The organism is Marinifilum fragile, assembly GCF_963677365.1.
Classification (GTDB): Bacteria; Bacteroidota; Bacteroidia; order Bacteroidales; family Marinifilaceae; genus Marinifilum; species Marinifilum fragile.
Genome location: NZ_OY781962.1, coordinates 142,343 through 166,305 on the forward strand (window position 1 = coordinate 142,343; position 23,963 = coordinate 166,305).

The 23,963-nt window shown below is 36.2% G+C and carries 15 protein-coding genes; 1 reads left to right on the top strand and 14 read right to left on the bottom strand.

The window, feature by feature from the left end; translation table 11 throughout:
- The 14 genes from ACKPCA_RS00540 to ACKPCA_RS00605 form a co-directional block, all read right to left on the bottom strand.
- Positions 1-834 (bottom strand): DUF4328 domain-containing protein, encoded by an 834-nt coding sequence (locus tag ACKPCA_RS00540; RefSeq protein WP_321280724.1) that lies wholly within the window; start codon positions 832-834, stop codon positions 1-3.
- Positions 835-1,020: 186 nt separating this feature from the next.
- Positions 1,021-3,054, bottom strand: coding sequence for an MGH1-like glycoside hydrolase domain-containing protein (locus tag ACKPCA_RS00545; protein WP_321280726.1), 2,034 nt, complete (start codon positions 3,052-3,054; stop codon positions 1,021-1,023).
- Positions 3,055-3,271: 217 nt separating this feature from the next.
- Positions 3,272-6,421: a beta-galactosidase, LacZ type gene (lacZ, locus tag ACKPCA_RS00550; protein ID WP_321280728.1), complete on the bottom strand. Its 3,150-nt coding sequence runs from the start codon at positions 6,419-6,421 to the stop codon at positions 3,272-3,274.
- Positions 6,422-6,553: 132 nt separating this feature from the next.
- A complete protein-coding gene (locus tag ACKPCA_RS00555; RefSeq protein ID WP_321280730.1) occupies positions 6,554-8,182 on the bottom strand; it encodes a dipeptidase in 1,629 nt (542 codons plus the stop codon).
- 143 nt (positions 8,183-8,325) lie between these two features.
- Entirely contained in the window at positions 8,326-9,618 is a 1,293-nt protein-coding gene (locus ACKPCA_RS00560; RefSeq protein ID WP_321280732.1) for a S28 family serine protease, read from the bottom strand.
- A gap of 16 nt (positions 9,619-9,634) precedes the next feature.
- Positions 9,635-10,675, bottom strand: a complete 1,041-nt coding sequence (locus tag ACKPCA_RS00565; protein WP_321280733.1) for a proline racemase family protein — start codon at positions 10,673-10,675, stop codon at positions 9,635-9,637.
- Positions 10,676-10,690: 15 nt separating this feature from the next.
- On the bottom strand, positions 10,691-12,949 hold the full coding sequence (locus tag ACKPCA_RS00570) for a S9 family peptidase (protein ID WP_321280734.1): 2,259 nt from the start codon (positions 12,947-12,949) through the stop codon (positions 10,691-10,693).
- A gap of 1 nt (position 12,950) precedes the next feature.
- Positions 12,951-13,910 carry an ornithine cyclodeaminase family protein gene (locus ACKPCA_RS00575; RefSeq protein WP_321280736.1) on the bottom strand — a complete coding sequence of 320 codons (960 nt, stop codon included), beginning with the start codon at positions 13,908-13,910 and terminating at the stop codon, positions 12,951-12,953.
- Positions 13,911-13,974: 64 nt separating this feature from the next.
- On the bottom strand, positions 13,975-15,357 hold the full coding sequence (locus ACKPCA_RS00580; RefSeq protein WP_321280738.1) for an aminopeptidase P family protein: 1,383 nt from the start codon (positions 15,355-15,357) through the stop codon (positions 13,975-13,977).
- A gap of 399 nt (positions 15,358-15,756) precedes the next feature.
- Complete coding sequence (locus ACKPCA_RS00585) at positions 15,757-16,362, bottom strand: LysO family transporter (protein ID WP_054718485.1); 606 nt, start codon at positions 16,360-16,362, stop codon at positions 15,757-15,759.
- Positions 16,363-16,386: 24 nt separating this feature from the next.
- On the bottom strand, positions 16,387-16,659 hold the full coding sequence (locus ACKPCA_RS00590) for a LysO family transporter (protein ID WP_054718488.1): 273 nt from the start codon (positions 16,657-16,659) through the stop codon (positions 16,387-16,389).
- Between the two features lie 135 nt (positions 16,660-16,794).
- Entirely contained in the window at positions 16,795-18,330 is a 1,536-nt protein-coding gene (locus tag ACKPCA_RS00595; RefSeq protein WP_321280740.1) for a RagB/SusD family nutrient uptake outer membrane protein, read from the bottom strand.
- A gap of 17 nt (positions 18,331-18,347) precedes the next feature.
- The gene (locus tag ACKPCA_RS00600) at positions 18,348-21,533 is read right to left on the bottom strand and encodes a SusC/RagA family TonB-linked outer membrane protein (protein ID WP_321280741.1); all 3,186 of its coding nucleotides are present in this window, start codon (positions 21,531-21,533) and stop codon (positions 18,348-18,350) included.
- A 698-nt stretch (positions 21,534-22,231) separates the two neighbouring features.
- Positions 22,232-22,435 carry a DUF493 family protein gene (locus tag ACKPCA_RS00605; RefSeq protein ID WP_172677398.1) on the bottom strand — a complete coding sequence of 68 codons (204 nt, stop codon included), beginning with the start codon at positions 22,433-22,435 and terminating at the stop codon, positions 22,232-22,234.
- A 406-nt stretch (positions 22,436-22,841) separates the two neighbouring features.
- Here ACKPCA_RS00605 and ACKPCA_RS00610 point away from each other — a divergent pair, with 406 nt between their 5' ends.
- Positions 22,842-23,963 (top strand): efflux RND transporter periplasmic adaptor subunit, encoded by a 1,122-nt coding sequence (locus ACKPCA_RS00610; protein WP_321280742.1) that lies wholly within the window; start codon positions 22,842-22,844, stop codon positions 23,961-23,963.

Sequence of the window (23,963 nt, forward strand, 5' to 3'; positions counted from 1 at the left end):
TTAAGAATTATGTGATTTAATTTCGGCTTCAAGTGTTGTTAGTTTTTCCTCAATAAAGGAGTAATCTTTTATTAATTTAAAGGTTACAATTGCTGCAGGAACAAAGAGGAATCCTAATATCATTTCGGACATCGAGTAATCAATTAAACCTTCTAATGTTTCTTCGTCATCAAAGAATTTAGATACGATATTGGTTACAAAGTTGGCAATAATCCAAAGTGTCCACCAAACCGTGATTAAGCTTGTCATATTAATAAATGAATAATCTTCCGAGAACTCAACTAGTTTCTTTTTAGAATCTTCATACATCTCCTTCATGATTTTATATGGAATAAAAAGACTGGCAATAGGAACAATCCATCCCCAAAAGGCCCAACTTTTTTGATAAGAAGGATGTTTAAATCTGGTATGATAATTCTTGTATCCTCTATAAAACCAAATGGCAAATAGTATCGCAGATGTGATAAAGGCTAAATAATGAATTACCATGATTAAGGTATGTCTTAAATCATTATCTTCTGCCATTTGAGTTGTTACTGTTTCACCATTTAGAGCTGATGTTAATAAGTTATACTGCATGTAATGCGATAACATGCCCAGTAATTGAGTTGAAAGAACCAGCCACATGATCCACATGACAGCATTTGCCAATTTTTTGTTAGGAAGGATGTACTTACTTATTTCAACTTCCTTTTTTATAATTTTTTCATCTTGAATGAAATCCGAGCAGTTGTCTTCAAAAGAAGGTTTTGCTTCAGTTAATGAGCATAGAATACCTTGCTGTGAATCAAATTTACGATTGCTACATGATTTACAGGTTTCAATTTGTTTCATAGAAATTTTTATTAGGTTTTATATAGTGAAAGTAGCAATAATCATAAATCAAAACAATTAATAAAAAATATAAATGTTGAATACAAAAACACCTCAACCTCCCATAGGAAGTCAAGGTGTTCAACTATTAACTAATGAAAAACTAGATGTGCTCAAAAAATGAGCAGTGTTTGTTGTTGTTGAATTTTAAATTTCGTCTGTTAGCAATAGTAAATAATGTGCTGCCGACCATGAAAAGTGATTGGCATTTAATCCTTTACCGGTAATTGGATGGTAGTTTTCACGGATTGGAGCATCCTGCAATAAGCCCTCTGCATTCTTAATCAATTTTTGAGTCAATGCATCTGCTTCTTGTTGGTAGCCATAGTTTTTCAAAGCTTGTACTCCAAAATAGGCCTGATCTAACCACACCGGACCTCGCCAGTATCCCTTCAAAGGATTGAATTTGTGATGATCTGCAACCAGGGTAGGAAAGGGCACTTTACATGCGAATTTTGTACTATCTGTTAGTAAGTTTTTAACGCCCTTTGCCTGCTCCTGGTTTGCGATATTCGTATACAAAGGAATCCATCCCTCAGGCCCTTGTTGTACTGTTAGCAATTTTCCTGATTTAATTGCTCTGTCGTAAAAGAATCCTTCTTTGGTATCGTAGAAGTCTTTTGATATTCTCTCTTGTAGTTCTTTAGCTGCCTTGGTAAATGTTTGAGCATCTTCCGATTTTCCGATAAGACCAGCCAGTTCAGCCAACTGTTCTTTTTCTGCAAACAAGTAGGCATTCAAATCCACTGATTCCTGATCCATCGACCATCCGTGATCGTTATTTTTAAGCATTTTGGCATCATCGAAACGTACGGCATTGTCCATTCCACTTTCCCATTTTGCAGCAATCAATGTTCCATCGGTCGAACCATATTCACACAATCCATTCTGATCGTGATCGCGATATTGGTACCACCACTCATGATACTTGACCAATTTAGGATACATTTCACGCACAAAGTCCAGATCATTGGTACGCTTGTAGATTTCCAATACAGCCCAGGCTGCCAATGGAGCTTTGGTATCGCGCCAATTGTTATCCTTAGGATCGAAATAAACACAATCGGCAACCATTCCCATCTCATCTTGATACTGGAACATCGACAGGATATTGCTCTTGGCCAATTCAGGATTGAAACGAACCAATGCTACCGCCTGTTTCCAGCTATCCCACGACCAAAAACCATAAAATCCCTGGTATGCAGCTGATGGAAATACACCATCGTGTTTCAAATCGCCAGCAGGAGAACGCCAGTTGGTCAGTAAGGTCTGAACACATTTAACTGCAAGTCGCTTGTTTTCTTCTTTCTCTAACAATGGATTCTTACTATCCAAAGCTTTGCTTAAATATCCGTTCCAACGCGATTTGTTTTGTGAGAAAACATCGTGTGGATTTTTAAGCCATTGGCTAAGCAATTTTCCTTCTGTCATGGCTTCCTTCTCATTGAAGTAATGGGAGTGAAGCATGCTAATTTCACTTTGCTGACCAGCTTTTACCAATTGATTTTCTGTAAGATTCATTTGGTAGGAAAGCTTGTTTTTGACAATGCTGACTTCATTTGGAAGATGAGTTTGCATTAGGAAGATTTCATCACTCTTATTGTAATTTACCTGAACACCATTGGTGCTTTTTTCCAATTGCAATTCCTTCTCGAACAATTCTCCTTTCCACCCCACTTTAAGCTGCATATCCTCATTGGAATTATTGCTTATGGATGTTTGGATAAGAGAAGTTCTGTTGCTGGCAAATACAAGCTGGATATCGATTGTAATGCCCTGTAATTGCAATTTTTGCTGCAATTTACCGGGTTTGTAAATCATTTCGGCCTTGGCTTGGCTCAAATCAATTTCCTGATTTGTATTGGCATCGGTTAATACCAACTGACATAGATTTTTACCCAACCATTGTCCCCACATTCTCATGCTCAATGGTCCGACAAAACCACCATAGTAGGCAGTACTATCCTGATGAGGCAAAGCGTAGCCATGCCAGGCTCCCATATCAGAGAATCCGAATGGTTTTAAATCGTATTGTTTTGCAGGGACTCCTTGTATGTTGAGTACATTGGTATATTTTTCTTGTAGATCTATTGCTGCATCACCTTTCTTCTCTTGCTTTTTTTGAGTACAGGAAGAGAACGAAAGTATTGCTGCAATTAAACTAATGTGTATGAATTTCATATTACTTAAATAGCTTGCGCCCTTTCAGGGCTTTGTTACTTATTTATTCTTTTTCATAGGCCTTCGACCTATGTTAATGCTCTTTCCCCTTCAGGGAAATATATTTGCTTATCATTTTTGCTAAGCTCGGCCTGAAAGGCCTATAGCAATAGCAACGGGCAGAGCCCGTTGTATTGATGTATTTTATTTTAAGCCCTGAAAGGGCGTAAGCTGTTAATTATTTTACTCTCGTCTTACTCAATTCATTTAAATCCTTTTCCCCATTAATCGGACGAAGGATAAAACTGTACTGATATGGTTGAGATGGAATACAATACTCTGCATGAACAGGAGCGCCCCAAGAGTTATCGCCACCAACACCCATTTGCTTGTAGTCAATCTGGAAACTGATTACATCTCCTTGTTTAATTGCATTACCATGTTTGTTTGGTTTATCCTTTCCACCATGATACAACTCTTTGTAATCGAATCCTAGAGCCGAACCTGATAGTAATGGTGCTCCAATAGCCATCAAACCTTTACCATCTTTATTGGTAAGTGCTATCCAGCGAAGATCGGTTTTGTTACCTGTTTCCTGCGGACGAACATATGGGTGATATTGCTCCCAAACCGTTCCTTTGTAGTGATCAAGCATCGCACCTGATTTTCTGTCCCACATACTTTCCTGTGGTCCGCGTCCAAACCATTCGATGTTCGAAAACTCTTTTGGCAATTGCATTTGCATTCCCAAACGTGGCATCATAGGTAGATCATTTGATTGAGGAACGAAAGTGTTTTCGATTTCAACATCGCCATTACCTGATACCAGATACTTCGTTTTGTATTTGCTAGGAGCTGTTGGTAAATTAAACGCTACAATTATTTCGATTTGTTGTGGCGACATTTGATTGGTTTCAATGGAAAGCAACTCACGTTTTTCACCAGCTGTCTTCCAGACCTTGCATCTGGCTGGGGTACCATTCCCTAAGTCATTATCGGTAACCGCACGCCAGAAGAAAGGTTCCAAATCATTTTCAATCAATTCTGTTCCATCTATTTTATAAGAGTTTAAACTTCCGTTTGATTTAGAAATGCAAAGTTTAAATCCTTTTGCATCGATCGCAATCTCATTCTGATCTTCGTTTAGAGTAAGTGCAGGCAATTGTTTTGCTGCAATGGCTTTCACCTTCTTATGAATTGGCAACTGGAATTGTTCCCATGCAATTCGGTGTCCTTTAGGAACCATTGGTTGTTCAAGCGTGTTATGCGCTTCGAACTGCAAGAAATATTCCTTACCTGGCTTGGCTTTGATATCAGGCATTTCGATACTGAACTTTCTGCTTTGATGAGCAGACAAGCCTTTAGAATCAACCTTTCCATTTGCAATTTCCGTGGCATCTTCTTTCAGAGTCCAGCTGATTTCTACATCATCCAAATTGATAAAATCATATCGGTTGATCAGTTCAAACTGGCTTGCAGAATGATCTACTTTTTTTATTGCAATTGGTTGATATATTTTCTTGACTTCCCAAATGTGAGGATGAAGTTTTCTGTCGGCACTTACCAATCCATTGGCACAGAAGTTAGAGTCGTTTTGAACTTTGTAAACTCCCATATCGCCACCATAGCCAAAAATGGTATCACCTTTTTTATTCGTTTTTCTAAAGGTTTGATCAACCCAATCCCAAATGAATCCACCTTGTAACTGGCGGTGTTTGTAAATTAAATCCCAGTAATCTTTCAGGTTCCCAACACTATTTCCCATGGCATGGGCATACTCGCATTGGATTAAAGGTCGTTTCTGTACATACTCCACATATTTAATCATCTCCCACATGCGATCGTACATTGGGCAAAAGATGTCAGTATTAAATTCTTTACCAGAATCTTCCGATTGAACAGGTCGACTCTTGTCTCTATCTTTAATCCACTTGTATGTGGCATGGAAGTTACGACCTCTTCCGGTTTCATTTCCTAAGGACCAAATGATAATGGATGCATGGTTCTTATCACGTTCCACCATTGAAACGGTTCTGTCCATGAATGCTTTTTTCCAATGTGGCTTATCGGCCAATGTTTTTTCTTTGTTGTATGGTTCGCAACCGTGAGCCTCAATATTGGCCTCGTCAATCATGTACAATCCATATTCATCACATAGCTCGTACCAGCGTTCCCGATTAGGATAGTGAGAGTTACGAACGGCATTGATATTGAATTGTTTCATCAATAGAATGTCCTGAATCATCGATTCTTCAGTAATCACTCTACCATTATCCATATCATGCTCATGGCGATTTACACCGCGAACTGTAATCGGCACACCATTAATTTGTAGTAGTCCATTCTTGATTTCGCTGGTACGGAAACCAATTTTTCTACGAATTACCTCAATGGTTTTATTGCCTGATTTTAATTCGATCTGAAGAGTATAAAGATTAGGTGTCTCAGCAGTCCACTTGCGAACATTTGGAATCGTTTTTGAGAAAATAAAATCATTATCACCTTGAACTAGCATACTGCTTGATTTCAAATTGACAACTTCTTTTTTTCCATCCAAAACTTTTACCAATACAGTTCTGTCAGCTCCTTTATTTGCAATCTGGTTTACTTTAATATTCAAAGAAAATTCTCCATCAGTATAGGTTTCATCCAAATTTGCATGAACAAAGAAATCTCTGATGTGAGTTTTAGGTCTTGCATATAGGTATACATCACGTTCAAAACCACTTACTTTCCAGTAATCCTGATCTTCAAGGTAACTTCCATCGCTAAAGCGGTAAATTTCAACAGCCAATTGGTTTTTGCCTGGTTTTACGTATTTGGTCAGATTAAATTCTGCTGGTGTTTTACTTCCTTGTGTATATCCAACTTTTTTTCCATTTACCCATACGTATGCAGCAGAACGAACTCCACCAAAGTGAATATAGATTTCCTGACCTTTCCAGCTTTTCGGAATACTAAAGTTTCTCTTGTACGATCCTACCGGATTGTAATCGTGAGGAATGTATGGTTCGTTGTTTGGAAAAGGATAGGAAACATCAGTGTAGATTGGTACACCATATCCTTCCAGTTCCCAATGTGCAGGAACTTTAATATCATCCCATTTTGATACGTCGTAGTTGGTTTTGTAAAAATCTACCGGACGATCGGCAGGTTTTCTCACCCAGTTAAATTTCCAAGTGCCATTTAAATTGATAAAATAGTTCGAATTGGCTTTACTATTTTGTATGGCTTTGTTTTCGGTTCTGTAAGCAAAGAAAGATGCTCTTGCTTTTTCTTTGTTGATCCCAACAACCTCTGGATTTTCCCAGTCGTTCTGTTTGCCGTTCTCTTGAGCATAAATGCCCTGGTAGAAGAGAAGAAGCATAATCGTTAAAAGTGTTCTCATGATTAATATCAAAAATCAAGTCAAATTTAGAATTGCTAATTATTTAGTTTAAGCGTTTTTTGTAAAAAAGTGAGTCCGGCAAACAATCTCCACAACCCTGCCGGATTTCTCTTTTCTTCCTGTTTGGATCATTTACGATCCTTGTTTGTTGTTTGTGTATTTGGTAATTAATGTATTCCTGATTTGATTGTATACATCCAACACTTTCTGCATGTTTTCATGACACTTTTTAGTCAGGAATTCTTTTGCCTTTTTAGGGCTTTTATCGTATAGTTTCTGTGCTTGTTTGTCGTTTTCTTCAATCTGATTGAAAAAATCAGATTGCAAAGGCTCTCTCATTTTAAACAGATCTTCAACCGCATCCTGCCATCTTAAATAAAGCAGGTTGTCTACAAAATCAATTGCCCAACGTGCTGATCTTGGATCATACTGATTCGGATCATAAATTTTGTAAGATTCATGAATCTCTTGTGTACCACAGTAAATTGGAATGTAAGGAGAAGTGTACTGATTGTCCTGAAATACCCAGTAAATTCCACCAATTGGATCTGGCAACCAGGATCTCAACTGACAAATCATACCATAATTTCCTTTCGATACATTTCTTCGATTGGTAATATCCAACAATTCACGCATGGCTTTAGTTGGGAAAGGAGTAGTTAATGGACTTTTAACCAACTTACCATCCTTGCTTGGAACATACCAATCAGGATCTGATGTTTTATCGTAAATGGTTCCCTCAAATGTTGAACGTTGAAATTCCATGATATCCTGAACAGAAATCTTTTTCTCTGGTTTAACCGAGAAAGGATACATAGAAATGTCTTCTACATATTGGTGGTAAGCATCTTGTCCTTTAAAAGGATCGCTTAATTTTCTGTCAGGCCATTCTTTATAATTTGGAGCATATTTAGAGTAGAACAACCAAAATCTTCCGCTTGACCATTCACGTAAGGTAGGGCTGTATGCCTCTTGCCAAATAAATGGTTTTCCCGATTTAGGATTGTACCAACCATGATCGATAGCAACTTGCTTGTAATTTTTTGAAGCCATGAACCATTCAGGTTTGCTCAAATCGACCTCTTTAATGATACTCCAGTTAGGAACAATGGCAATATGATCATCTGGAACTCTTTGTGCAGCCCAAATTGCTCCTGATTTGCCTGAGTTTGGTTCCCAGTTTTTGCCTACAGCCACAATTTCAAGTACCCAAACTTCATTTGGATCAGCGATACACAATGCTTCAGATTCAGGTCCACATGATGGTAAGAATCCATATTCTTCCATTAGTGAAGTTATTAGCCTGATTGCCTCGCGTGCAGTTTTACATCTTTGCAGAGCAAAAATTTGAGCTTGCTCAACAGTCATGATTTGTTTGCCGGATTCTCTATCAACTTGTAATTCTTTTTTCTGACTTAAAGTACTTTCCGCAATAGCCAACTGAAACTCATTCATATGAGAGTAAGCAGAATGAAAGTAAGTATAGGTTTGTCGAACTTGTGGGATATAGCCCAGTATTTCACCATATTCTTCCAATCCGCCATTTATTTCCTGTAATCCATAATAAACAGGAGTTTTTGATCCTGCAGGAAACTTACGACCATGAACCACTCTAATTCTGGTATCATTTCCACCATAGGTGTGAGATGTTATTACAGAACCATCAACTGTAGCTTTTTTACCTGCTACAATATCGGTGCAAGCATGACTCTTTGGTAAAGTCAGGCAAGCCAGGATTGCTAGTAAGATTAATTTTTTCATATGAATTGAGTTTTTGTTTTTTACATCTCCCTGTTTTCCTTTTCAAAGGTGGACTTGTGACTGCCAGGATTTGCAGTTCCAAGTCCCCTCTTCAGAGGGGATAAAAGGGAGTGTTTTAATTACTCATTACTAATAGTTCATTATTAATTGTCAATTGGCATTTCCAACCACTCTTCCAAGGTTCTGATAATTTCAGTTTTCATCTCAGCAGGGAAATTACGGATTCGCGTTCCGTGAGATCCTTCGGGGTTTACAAACTTTTTACACTTTGTGTTGTTTTTGAGATCAACTGCCGTAGCCGACCATGTATCCCATTCACCATAAATGAAAAGCATTTTCTCAGCATCTGTTTGCAACCATTTGTTCACTTTAATCATCGATTCAGGATTGAATTTTCTGATCGGTTCATTGGGAAACACATGATCGAAAGTTAAGTCCTTTTCATAGCTAATGTATGGTTTGAATGGTTCTACCTCATAGCTGTACATTCCAATTTCAGTAAGTGCCTGGTGGTAGAAAGCCAAGCTTGGTTTCAAACTAATCTCGTCGAAGAAATCCATACCAGAAACACGAACCAAATGATTGAATAAAACTGAAGATTCGGAGTCTGAAGAAGGAATATCTTCACATTTGGTTCCTCCCCATTGCCAGAAAGCAAAAGAGTATTCCAAAATGGAAAGATCAAGAGCCTTTTCTAATCCCATAGAAAAGGAATATCCTTTCTCTTCAGCATGAGTTTTTGCCAAAGGAAGAAGCTCTTTTTTGTTTTTGAAACAAGCCAATTGGAACTGATAGATCTTATCGCGGCAATCCTTACTTCCAACTGTTGCCAGGTGCTTGTGTATTCTCTTGTCTTCTCGTGCTAAATTTTGAGGAGCTACGTAAGGAACACTTACATCAACATCATTTGGATAAAAGAAACGGTGATAAATAGTTGTTTGTCCACCTTTACTAATACCTGTAGTAATCCATTTGTTCTTGTAAATTTTCTTTAATGCTTGTATTACTTTGTGCTGATCTGCCGCGGCTTGTCTGATATTTAAATATTTCCAATCCAGGCTATCAGGCATTGAATTCTTAAAATATCTATGCTCAATTGTCAATTGATTGGCGTTTAAAAGTTTACTCAATTCACCAGCTTTTTCTGTCCAGATATTATAACCCTGAATCTCAACAACCATTGGTTTCTCAGTTGCGTGATGCCCCAATAGCACTCTTTGCTTAAAAGTTCCAACTTCCGGATTCTCATGATCTAAAGGTTGAGTGAAATACAATTCATAGTATTCGGCATATGTTGTATCGCCGATAATTTTATGAACAGTTACATCAGGAATTTGATTTAGTTTCTCTTCCAGTGTTAAAGGTTGAGTACAAGCAGCAAGACCAATGCTTAGTACAAAAAGAAGAGAGAAAATTTTAGTGCTTAGTTTATTCATGATTAGGTTTTGTTTTTTATCTGAAAATAAATCCATCCTTTAAAGGATCATTTGGATCGAAATAGAATTCATTTTGTCCGGTAATGGAAGCAGTACCACTTACTTCAGGAATGATTGCATCAATTCCTTCATAATCGCAGCTTTCAACCACTTTTACACTCATGCAAGTGCCTAAAATACTTTCGATGATGATCTCTTCATCTTGTTTTAGTTCACCTTTTGCATAATGTATGGCAGCGCGTCCGCTAACACCCGATCCAGTGGATGATCGATCAACTTCACCTTCAGCAAAAATGCATACATTGCGTGTATGATGATTAGGATTATGAGCTTCTCCAATGAAAATTGTTCCATACAAGAAACTTAGATCTTCTTCGATTGGATGTTTGATTTCGAACTGATCCATTACGGCATATTTGATTTTTCTGCCATAATCAATTAGTCGGTTATAATCGGTTTCGTCTAATTTTAGTCCTAAGTCTTCGGCTTGTACATAGGCATAAAATGCACCTCCATATCCCAAATCGAATTTCACTTTCCCAATTTCCGGAACATTAACAATTTGATCTTTTAAAGGCATAAAAGAAGGAACATTCTGAAAACTTACTTTTTCAACTTTTCCATTTCTCCGGAATGCTTTACAGGTAATTCTTCCTGGAGGAGCATCGATTTTAATCGTTGGATTTTGTTCTTCACGAACAATCATGCCTGTATCCAAAACTAATGTTACCAAGGCAATCATAGCGTGACCACACATGGTGCTGTAACCTTCGTTGTGCAAAAAGAAAGTTCCAAAATCACCATCTTCAGTAGTTGGTTCAGTAATAATCGCTCCATACATATCTGCATGTCCGCGAGGTTCCCACATGGTACCAGTTCTGATGTAATCAAAATGATCTCTAAAATATCTTCTCTTTTCCAGTATGGTATTTCCTTTAATTTCAGGAAGCCCACTGGTGTATACTCTTAAGGGTTCTCCTCCAGTATGAAGATCAATGGTTTTGATCTTTAACCAGTCTTTTGGAGGATGCCAGTTCCAGTTATCTGTAATATTCATACTTATGAGTTTGGGTTAGTTGATTTTGAATTCTTTTGGAGCTTGTTTGTGCATCAGGTAATTTACAAAGAAGTCCCAACGCTTTCGAATAAAATATTTGTCATAGTAGCAAGTACCATGATCCTTACCAGGAAGCAGAATTAATTCAAAATCCTTATCCGCTTTAATAAATTCATCAGCCATACGGATTGAAGCTGCAGGGTTCACATTATTGTCCATATTCCCATGCACCAACAGCAGTTTTCCTTCTAACTTATCCGCCAAAAAGAAGTTTGATTGTTCGTCATAGTGCTTTTTAGCCGGGAATCCCATGTACAATTCAGGCCACCAGGCTTTAGCACTTCTGTGGTCGTGATTGCCTGCTGAGGATACTCCAACTTTGTAAAAATCAGGATGAGTTAATAGTGCATGTGTAGCATCGTAACCTCCTGCTGAGTGTCCGTAAATTCCAACATTATTTACATCCATGTATGGATATTTTTTAGCAAGATCTTTGATTGCTTTGATATGATCCGGAGCACCGATATCACCCAGGTTTTTATAGGAAACATCGTGAAATTTTTTCGATCTAAAGGCAGAACCCAATCCATCAACTGTAACTACAACAAAACCAATTTGTGCCATTGGAACATCCATGTTGATCAATCCACGACGGAAAGTTTTGGGTGTTCGAATGGTTTGTGGTCCAGAATAGGTGCCATCAATAACCGGATAAGATTTTGAAGCATCTAAATTGAATGGTCTAAAAATTACACCATAAATATCTGTTTCATTATCTCTACCTTTTACCGTGTACATTTCCGGAGCTTTCCAACCCATTTTAACAATGTCCTCAATGTCCGTTTTAGCAACATCCATTATAGTTTTGCCATTTTTAGCGCTTCTAATCACAAAGTGATCAGGAAGATCAACACGAGAGTAATTGTCGAATACGTATTTGCCATTAGGGCTTATGTTACAAGTATGGTAGGCATTTTCAGGTGATAACAATTTCATGCCATTTCCATCAAAATTGATAGAGTAGAGGTAGGTGTAATAAGGATCTCCTTTTTCATTTCCATTTGCTCTGAAGTAGATTTTCTTCTTTTTATAGTCTACTTTGCAGATTTCCCTTACAACAAATTCACCCTTCGTGATTTGGTTTTTTAACTCACCACTTGCATAATTATATCGGTAAATATGGTGCCAACCATCTTTCTCGGATGACCAAATTACATCATCCGTATCTTTATTTACTTTATAGATGTGCATGTTTGGATCGACATAGGTATCAGCTGTTTCTGAAACAATTGTTCTGCTTTTACCAGTTTCCACATCTACCTCTATCAATTCTCTTTTTTGATATCCACGATAGTATCTTAAAGTATAGGCTTTTGTGTTCGATTTCCATTGAAAGCCATACTCCAGAAAATTTGCATTTTCAGGCAGGTCGCAATCAATTGTTTTACCTGTTTCTGTATCAAAAATTACATATGATACTCTGGTAAGATCTTTGTCTCCGGCAATTGGTCTTTCATAAGAATAAACTTCAGCTCTAAAACCATCTTTTGGTTTAGACTTGTACATGAAAAGCTTTTGCGTATGCTTGCGATTGTACTTTGTGCATATCAGGTATCTTGAATCTGGAGACCAATAGGCATCAATCTCGTATTCCATTGGTTGATTCTTGCTCTCATTTCGAACAAAGTACCAGGAAATTGAGGTTCCATAACTCAATTCTTCATTGCCATCTGTGGTCAACTGCTTTTTCTCATCGCCTGATTTAAGAAATAGATTGTAATCTTTAATAAAAGCTACTTTTTCTTTGTTCGGCGATACCAATTCCTGACTGGTGTATTTCTTTGGTTTATCTCGTTTCGAAACATTGTAGGATACCAAATCAACTGATAATAAGATGGTATCCAATTCAAAATCAAGCTCTTTTTGATTTTTGAATTTGATGTTTTTTAATTTTAAATCGTAGGTTTCTAATTCTTTACTAGTATATGAGCTTAGGACTTCGCTCATTCTTTTGTGATCGAAAAGTTCTTGTTGTTTTTTATTTTTAATATCAACAAGAAAGTACTCGGTTCCTTTTCGGGTTTTCGTACTGTACCATAGGGAATCACCCTTTCCAATCCAATTGGGATTTATATTACTATTGTAGATTTTCCTTTCGATGTTGTTCCAAAGCCATTTTTCAGCTTCCTGATAATCTTTTAGCTCCCCTTGGGCAAATAATTTGAAGGAGCTAAGAATTAGAAAGAATATAAGTATGTAAGGAGTTCGTGTCATTTTATAAGTCTGCTTGGGTTCCGATGTTTTCTTTAATTGCTTTTTTGTACAAATATTCAGCTACAACGACATCAAAAAGTGCCATTCCCACTGATTTAAAAAAGGTAGTTCCGGTTTGATCGTATTGCTTGTTAGCAACCAAATTACTAATGGTGCTTACCTGGTTTTCTTGCAAGAGATTATTTTCAAGAGGCGTTGCGATATCGCCACTTTCTTTTGCTGCAAAAGGTGTATCCACCCATACCTTTGTGATTTGTGAAAACAAAGCATCAGGGAATTCTCTCATGTTTGGTTTGTATGATCCAATCCCAATAAAGCATTTGTCTTTTAGTAGATTCGGATCATTTGGAATTACAGGATTCTCCGAGCTTGTTGCACAAACAATGATATCAGATTCTTTGACTAACTCTTCTGAAGAATTCATAGCATGAATTTCAACCTTAGGTAATTTATCTTGAAGTTTATTAATGAACTCTGTTAGCTTTTGTTCATCCAAATCAAATACATTGATTCTTCTTACCGGGCGCACAACACAAGCAAATAAAGCTTGGGTAAATCCTTGAATCCCTGTTCCAATAATTCCAATACTTTCAGAGGTCTCTTTGCTGATATACTTCATGCCAGTTGCACCAACAGCACCAGTTCTTATTGCTGTTAAAGCTGCCCCGTTTAATAGAGCCAAAGGTTCACCTGTTTCGGAATCATTCAAAATCATGTTTCCATAAATCGAAGGTTTTCCAATTGCTTGATTTTTGGGATTTACACTAACCAATTTTGTGCCGAAATATTGACTTGTGAAGCATGGCATCAACAGTAGGGTGATGTCATTATAGTGGGCGTGCATTCTATCTGGCATATCAAAGTTGCCTTCATGAAATACATTAAAAGCCTTTTCTACTGCTTCCAGAACCTCACTTCTTGAGAGTAGGTTTTCTATTTGTTTTTGGTTGAGAATTAGCATGGATTCAAAAATGGAGGAGGGGAGTTTTTAAAGTTCTCACCCTCCTGATGGAAACAAAAACTAACTATGATCTTTGAGATTCTACATCTTCAATGGTTTTTGGAATAGGCTTACCTAAAAGACGAGCTCCATCATTGGTAATTAAGAAATCTTCCTCATTTCTTAGGCCTCCAAAATCTTTATATTGTTCTACTTTATCGTAATTGATAAAGTCAGTGAATTTCTTTTCAGCTTTCCATCTATCAATTAATTCAGGAATAAAATAGATTCCCGGTTCGATTGTCAATACGAATCCAGGTTCCAGTACTCTTCCCAGTCTCAATGATTTTAAGCCAAACTGTGTGCTTTTAGCTTCACCATTGTAACCTACATACACTTCTCCAAGATTTTCCATATCATGAACATCCAAACCCATCATATGTCCAAGTCCACATTGGAAAAATAGAGCATGTGCACCTTGCTGAACAGCTTCATCCATATCACCCTTCATGAAACCCATTTGTTTCATTCCTTCAGCAATGGTTTTACAAGCTTTCATGTGTACATCTTTAAATCGAACACCTGGTCTTAGTTCAGCAATGGCAGCTTCATGTGCATTTAAAGCAATCTGATAAATTTCTCTTTGACGTTCTGTAAATGTTTTATTTACAGGGAAAGTGCTAGACATATCACCTGCGTAATGCATGCCATTTTCAGCACCACAATCAATTAAAACCATATCACCACTTTTAATTGTATTTCCATGATAGTGATTGTGAAGTGTTTGTCCATTTATCGTAGCAATGGTAGGAAATGAAAGCTGTCCTCCGGCTCTAATGGCAACCTCTTGCACGGCAGCAGCAATTTCCGATTCTTTCATTCCTGGTTTAGCCATTCTCATGGCAGTTAGGTGCATGTCAGCTGTAATGTTTACAGCTTCTTCAATCTGAATGATTTCTTCATCAGATTTATAATTTCTTTGATTTACAACTGCTTGAATAAATTCTGCGGATGCGTTCTCTACTGCTTGATTTGGATGAATATTCAACCAATTAAGCAACTTAACCTGATGTTCAGGGCGATAAGGAGGCAAGTAATGTACTTTTCTGTCTTGAGAGCTAGCTTTGGTTAGATAGTCCTGTAGCTGACTAGAAGGAGCTGTTTCATAAATACCTACAGCTTCACTTTTTTCTTTGATGGTTGGTTGGGTTCCCATCCAAACAATGTGATCAATGCTTAGTTCATCTCCGAAAATGATTTCTCTGTTTTCATCGATATCGATTATTGCGTTTAAGCCAGCATAATCAGATCCAAAGAAATACAAGAATGCACTGTCCTGGCGATAATGATAAGTATTATCGGCATAATTCATACCACATTCGTCATTCCCTAAGAATAATAGAATTCCTGATTTTACCGTCGATTTTAATAATTCTCTACGTTTTTGATAAGTTTCTTTCGTAAACATAAGCTTGGGTTTATGGTGCTGTATTAAATTCTAAAGGATACAATGATTCCAATAGAAAGCATAAGTTGTTGATAAATAAAAATATCTGAAATGTCTTTGTAGATGGAGAGATTAACAAATCCAGCATTCGTACAATCCTTTGTACGAATCATTGTAGTGCGTTATATAATCATTAAATAAAAACATACAATTGAATTTGTCTTGGGTAAATTTAGAAAAAAAAAGCAAATAATTATTTTAAAATTGTAAAAACTATAGCTGATTTAAACAATTATTAATCAGTTATAATTCAAGATTTTTGGATTGTAGTTTTTCAGATATTATTTTATATGTAGAAGCATGAATTGAGAAGGAACAAAATTGATATTTATTGAATATGGATTGAACTCGATTTTATTATTAAAGGACTTCAAGTATAAATGGAACAAGAAATGGAACAAGAATGGTCAATACTATTCCACTAAAAATTGCAATAATGGCCCATTCTTTACCTGTATATTTTGAAATAACTGGAAGGGTTGTATCCATTGCTGTTGCACCACCCGAAGCAATACCAGCTAGTTTGCCAAAATATTTTACAAAAATTGGTACAGCCAGCAGTGTGATGATTTCTCTTAAGATATTTGATATTAGTGCAATTACACCTAGAGTTTCACCGCTGATTTGAGTAATAAAAATAGAAGATAAACTATAATATCCAAAACCTGCACCAACTGCTAAGGCTTCTTTTAATTGAATTTCTGGAGTAAATATTGAAATTGCTCCAACCCCAACTAGTGATCCTATGATTACACATAATGGGACAAGTATGATTTTAATATTGGTTTCTTTAATTACTTTCCAGGATGATCGGTCAGCACCAATTCCAATACCAACTAAAAACATCAGTAAGTAAAGAGCATATAGTGAAAAATCTGATTCCATAATTACTTCTGGAAGAAATCTTGTTAATCCCAAGATTAATCCCAAGGCAAAAAATCCAAGTATGATAAGGCTGTTTTTCATGGCAAAAATTATTCTGTTGTTGGCTTATTTACTTTTAAAAAATAACTTGTAGGTGATGTATGCGAAAATCAAGCTACCCACAATGGCACCAATAGTTAGAATTAGTGCTTGTAATCCAATCGTGTGCAAGTTGTTAATGATTTTCTCATTTAAACCTACCCCTATACCTAAAAGGAACAGAAGTAAATATATTGACCATGTAGTCATTTTGTCGACTCCTTTAATCACTTTTGGAAACTTCCCTACGAAAAAACCCAAGCCGATACCTAAGGTCATTAATACTAAAACTGTAATCATGATAAATAATCTTTTTGTTCTTCGGTGTGAATTTACTTAAATTTTATCGTAATGTTAGATTGGCTAATCAAATGAAATGCCCTCCAATTATTGAGGGCATTTCTGATTAAATAACTAATCAATAACTAACCTAATTTACTCTATATTGTTGTTCGAGTTTACTTCTGATTCAGGAATTGGGAAGAAATGTGAAGCATCAGTTACTCCAGTTCTTCCATGTGCCGCCATTGTTTCATTTAGTTTTCCCCATCGACGCAAGTCGTGGAATCTAGACCCTTCCATAGCAAACTCACAAATTCTTTCGTGTTCAATTTGTGCCTTAACAGAAGCCTTGTCACTTCCAGTCATTGCAGGAAGTCCACCGTGCATTGCTCTCACATTATTAATATGAGGTATCGCTGTTGATGTTTCATCTAGTTCGTTTAAAGTTTCGGCATACATTAACAAAACATCAGCATATCTCATTAATGGCATATTGTTACCGTGACTGTAAGCATCCAGATCACTTTTAGTTGATGGCAAGTATTTTCTGAAGCCAGTATAGTCATATGCAGTGCTACTTGCGTCCCACCATTCTTTGAAGGTATATCCATAAACCCTTGGATTACTTGGGTCGTTAAAGTATTCATCATCAAAGAACAATGTGCCATATGAACGATGATCGTATCGTCCACCAGTTGCCACTTTTCCTTCTTTCTTAAATTCTTCTAATAAAAAGTTGCTACCAGCAATTTCGTCCCAACCAAACAATCCTTTAGGTTTGATCCAACGGTGATGAGGAAACTTGAACCAAGCTCCATTATCAGTATTATTAGACAACTGCAACTCGAAAACTGCTTCGTTTGAGTTTTGATTGGTACCATCAAACATGCTAATGAAGTTATCTACCAAAGAGAAATTATTCGAACCTACAACTTCAGCTAAAGCTGATTTAGCAGCTTTGTAATATTGGCTTGCATTTGCACTATCTTCTCCAGCACGGAAAAGATTTGCTTTTCCAAGGTATGCGAAAGCTGCCCATTTGGTAGCTCTACCTACATTTTGTGCATTGTATGAACTTGGAAGATCTTTTGTAGCTTTTTCAAAATCAGCTATAATAAAGTCCCAGCACTCAGATCTTTCGCTTAAAGCTTTATGAGTGTCCGAAACTCCTTTTGGATATTGATCACGAAGAATAATTTTTTCCCAAGCCAGAATCAATTTTAAGTGATAATAGCCTCTTAAAAAATGTGCTTCAGCAAGTAGTTCATTCTTTTTAGTAGGCTCAATTTGCTCTTCGGTCATTTCACCTACCTTTTCAATAACTTGATTGGTGAAATTGATACCTCTGTAATGAATATTCCAGTATGATGCTACCTGCGTATTGGCAGAATTCACATTATAATTATAGATGGCTAACCAATCTTCGTAATTGTAAGCATCTCCACCAATTTTTACCAAATCAGAAGGGTACATTTCTACTGGAAACTTAATTTCAGCAAAACCCCAATAATCTGTAGCACATTCCAATTGCGAATATGCAGCAGCCATGCCTGCTTCAGCATCATCTGCATTTCTCCAAAAGCTATAGCTTGTCAATTTGTCTGGTGACTTTGTCTCCAGGTAATCATCTTCACATGACGAGAAGCCAATTAAGACACAGGCACTAAGTATATATAATAATTTTTTCATATTTTTTCGGTTGTTGGTTAGAATGATAATTGAACTCCAGCAAAGAATGATTTGTTGATTGGGTAGAAGCTACGGTCAATACCTTGATTCAACACTCCTTCACGTCCTACTTCAGGATCAATACCTGAATAATCAGTACTAGTCCAAATGTTTTGAGCATTTACATATACTCTACATTTTGTAATTCCGATTTTGTTAATAATATTTTTAGGCAATGTATATCCTAATTCAATATTCTTAAGTCTTAAGAATGAACCATCTTCCAAGTATCTTGTTGATTCACGAGTATTGCCATTTGGATCACCAAGGATTGCTCTTGGCATGCTTGTGTTTGGATTAGATTCAGTCCAGGCATTCAAAGTTGAAGCAAGGAAGTTTTGACCCGCTGACATGTTTTCTAAATAGTAGCGATTACCATTGTACAAATCATTTCCATGCGAACCATAGAACATCATTGAGAAGTCAAATCCTTTGTATTTTGCATCAAAGCTTAAAGAATAGGTGAAATCAGGGATTCCGCTTCCTGAATAAACCTTATCCTTTGGATCGATTACACCATCTCCGTTCACATCTTTAAAACGAATATCTCCAGGTCTTGCATACATTTGTAATAAATTACCTTCTGAGTTAACGTGAGCATTTACTTCATCCATTGATTGGAAGATTCCATCTGCCTGATACAAGTAGAAAGCTCCAATTTCAGTACCAACTTTGGTTTGTGTTGGGAAATGTGAATCACCATACTTTAAACCTTCACCAAATAGTGATTGATCTGCATCTGCAAGGCTTAAAACTTCATTTTTCATGGTGGTTAATGTTCCATTTATATTAAATGCGAAATCACCTTGATTTTTATGATATCCCAGTTCCAATTCAAAACCTTTGTTTTCAATTTCTCCAACATTAACTACAGGGTTGTTTGTACCTGCTGATGGTGCAAGTTTATTGACAACCAACATATCCTCAGTTGTTGTATTGTAATAGTTTGCTGTACCAGTGATTTTTGAGTTAAATAAGGCAAAATCTAATCCTAAGTTTTTAGAAATGGTAGTTTCCCATTTGAAATTAGCATTTTCTAAATCCCATGCGATACTTCCTGTCCAAGGGTTAGCTCCGGTTCCTTTAACTGATCCGGTGCTAGAGTCGGTTCCTGAAAAAATTAAAGCTTCATATTGATACAAGCCTAGTGTAATTTCGTTACCTAATTTACCCCAAGAAGCACGTAATTTTAAGTTGTCAATAAAGTCATATGATGACATGAAATCTTCTTCGGTAATTCTCCATCCCAATGCAACAGAAGGAAAAGTTCCATACCTGTTATTCTTACCAAATTTAGATGAACCATCACGGCGAGCAGTTATTTGAATTAAATACTTGCTGTCGTATGAGTAATTAACACGACCAAGAATAGAAGTACGAGTATATTCATCATTACTACCTGATGCATTATAAGTACCACCTTTACCACCATTTAAGGTCATAAAGTTTGGATCAAGGAAGCCTGCAGGGATATCGTTTGTTATTACTTCATCACCTTCTGCTGAATATTCAGTCTTTTTACCGGTTACATTTGCACTAATCCAATTATTGGTAACTTTAGATGCTGTGTAACCAATTACAGAGCTTATAGAATGTTTACCAAAATCTTTATTGAAGTTGATTAGGTGCTCCATAATTTGCGAACGGTAATTGTTACGCTCTTCGCCATAATAAATCCAGTCTTCGCCATCTTTAGGACTACGTTGAAATTTAGGATGATAGCTCCACTCAATATTGTTGCTGTTGATTAATCCTAAGTTTACTTGATATGATAACCAATCAGTAAGTTTAAGGCGTCCGGTAATATTTGCAGTAAAATATTGTAAATCGGTTTCACCTTTATTGTTGATATGATTTGCATACGGATTGGCATTAGCAGGCATATCGCCATATGTCAACTGTACATTACCATCTTCGTCAAAAGGAGTAATTAGTGGAGTAAGATTATAGGTGTCTCTTATCGAGAATTTTGCGCTTTCAGAATTGGTTTCTGCATAGGAAATATTTGCATCTACCTTTAAACGGCCTTTTTCCATTCCAAGCTTTGCACGAAGTGTCTTTTTTAGGTATCCACTTCCAATAAGAGTACCTTCTTCATCATTCCAACTTCCTGAAATACCATAGTAACCCAAATCGTTACCACCATTAATGCTGACATTATAAAATTGTTGCATTGCTGTTCTTGAAACTTCATCTTGCCAGTCTGTGTTTGCTAAAATAGGATCTGTAACGTAAGACGGTAATGCTTTTTGATCATCACTTGATGCATACTTATTGTAGTTTTCGTACATCATTCGGTGAACTTTTACATATCCTTCAGAATCCAACAAATCTAATTGATCAATTGCTTTAGCTGATCCCACATGCATGTTGAAATCAACATTAACTTTTCCTTTTTTACCTTTTTTGGTAGTGATTAAAACCACACCATTGGCAGCACGTGAACCATAAATAGCTGCAGCAGCACCATCTTTCAAAACTTCAATAGAGGCAATGTCATCAGGATTAAGTAATGACATTGAACCTGGTAATCCATCAATAATGTACAATGGATTGTTGTTACCAATAGTACCAATTCCGCGGATAGTAATATTTGAACCAGCTCCAGGAGCTCCACCATATTTGGTAATGGTTACCCCAGCAACTTTTCCTTGTAATGAATTTACAGGATTCGAAGATGGAGTTTTTGCCAAATCTTCTGCTTTTACAGATGCAACAGCACCAGTCAAATCCGATTTTTTCTGAGTTCCGTAACCTACTACAACTACTTCGTTCAAGCCCTGAACATCTTCTTTAAGAACTATATTTAAGCTAGTTTCATTTGTAATGGTAATTTCTTGATCTACATAACCGATGAATGAAAATTTAACAACTCCATTTGCAGGAACGTCAAGTTGAAAGTTACCATCGAAGTCTGTTACCGTACCAAGGGTAGTTCCCTTTACAAGAATGTTAACACCAATTAGAGGTAGGTTTTGCTCATCAACAACCTTACCGGTAATGGTTTTTTGGATTTGTTGAATAGCTTTGGTTTTCATAGACCCTGCTGCTTGAAGCGGTTGAGGACCAACTAAAACAGCTAGGATGCAAAGTTTCATTATCCATGAAACCAATCCCTTTTGCACGGATGCATTCCGCACAACAGTTTTTGCGTTTTTTTTCATAAATTTAGATGCGTTAAAAGTTAGTTTTGTTGTTCTTTATTTAAGCGTTCAGAACAACAAACGATTAATATTTGATAACAGGGATTGTTGGTAGCTTTCCCTGTTTTCTTTAATTCTTCGTTTATTAAAACTTATTGGGGTGCAATTTTAATTCTAATATATTACACTAGTTACTACGACTGTAGTATTACTCCAATAGTTCTATGCGATAATCAATTGGCTTAATTTGAGGTGATATTGAAATAGTTGGTAGCTATTCCAATGATACGATGAGATATCAACAGATAAGACATTCAAATAATCCGCGATGAGAATGTCTGTATACTAGTCTAACGGTGGTTGCTTGCATGGGAATGAACATTAACGTATAAACAATTAAAATTCTACTTCATTTATTCAATCTCCGGGTTTTAATGAAAACCTTTGCGGCAAATATATAAAAAAACACTACCAGTACATACTAGTATGTGAAAAAATAACAAGTTTTTTATAGGAGTTTATTTATTCTTGTTTCTGAAAGTCTTATTTTTATTGGTATTCCGAAGATTGCTAGATGATTGAAAAAAAAGTAAAAAAATAGGTCATTCTATAATTTGTATTAAAAACGAACACTGCTAAGCTGTTATTGCATTCGCAAAAGGGCATAAAAAAAGCTGATCTAGAATCAGCTTAATCATTTTTTTATTTTAAATTCCATTTTATAATGCCATTATTCCTCTAATGCCTTGGGCTCTTGAATAGATTTCTACTACATCTTCAGCCGAATTCATCACGATCTTTACCGTTACTCCAATAAATCGAATGTCTCTTGATGTTTTATAGGCAAATTCTGTTTCTTTTGGAAACAAGTTTCTTACGGCATTCAATTTCTCTTCGTTGTTTGGTACTATGAATTTAAACATGTATAGCGAAGGCCATTTTGTTGAATTCAGCAGCTGTTGTTTGATTCGATTATATTTTTCCTGATCCATTTTGCAAAGATAAGTTTAGGAGGCACAAAAATGGAAATATTTTTGGTATTTCATCTGTTTATTTTATCATGTTTTTGCCAGATGGAACTTACCATGAGTAAATAATCATTCTCGTGTTTGAGTTAATAATTATTTACTCATGGACAGTTCATGTTATCTTACTTGTATTTTAAAAGGGAGTAAAAAGAGAAGGGAATTGATTGAGTAAAATTGGAAAAATTAACGATTCATTAAGTTTTTATCTTTTAATAGCAAAAAAATATTCTTCTGTAAATCTTATCTTTATACTTTTAAAAAATCTAAATAAAATTACACCCATTAATAACACACTTTATCTATGAATAGAAAGATTGTAATTGTCTTGTTGGTTATTGCAACCTTGTTATTGGCAGGACTTGTCTCAACTTTTCTTAAGGGAATGAAAAAAGATCCTGAGAAGAATTTAAATCGTGCAAAACTACCAATCGTAAAAGTTCAGTTGGTTGAATATAAATCATTGGAAGCACCAGTAATAGAAAAGGGTAGATTGGTTTCCAATTTGCAAGTGAATTTAAGCTCTGAAGTAGCTGGACGTATTGTTGAAACGGGAGTTCCTTTAAAAGTGGGGCAAAAGTTTAAGAAAGGTGATCTTCTTATCAAGATTTACGATAAGGATGCTCGAATGGATTTGAGAGCTCAGAAAAGTAGATTTTTAAATAAATTGGCAGAGAATTTACCTGATATTAAAGTTGATTATTCTGATAATTTTCAGAAATGGATGAACTTTTTCAATTCCATAGATCTGGATAAAAATATCCCTGATTTGCCTGAAGTAAAATCCGATCAGGAGAAAGTATTTATGGCTAGTCGTAATATTCTGGGAGATTATTATGCAATTAAAAGTGCTGAAGTAAAACTAGAAAAGCGAATGATTTACGCCCCATTTGATGGTTCGTTTGTAGAGGTGAATACACAAATTGGTTCAGTTGCAGGAATGGGGACAAAATTAGCAGGTATCATTGAATCAGATAATCTGGAATTACAAGTTCCTGTTGAATCGAAAGATATTAAATGGCTGCATTTAAATGATGTAGTTGATATTTTGGACTCGAATGGTGAAATTATTTCTACAGGAAGGTTGATTAGAAAATCTGAATTTGTTGACCATGGAACACAATCAGTTTCTGTTTTTGTGAAGATTAACAATGAAAGAGGTGTTGAATTGTATCAGGGGCAGTTTTTAAGTGCACGTTTTCGTGGGAAAATCATAGAAAATGCTATGGAAGTATCTAGGAATGCTGTTTTTAGAAATAATCGGGTATATGTTGTTGAAGGAGACTTGCTAAAAGAAAAACGGATTAATGTGATTAAATTAAACGAAAATACTTTGGTTTTTAATGGGCTGAATGAAGGTGAATCTCTTGTGATTGATATTCCTGTAAAGGCATCGGATAGCATGAAAGTTAAAGTTGTAAATTAG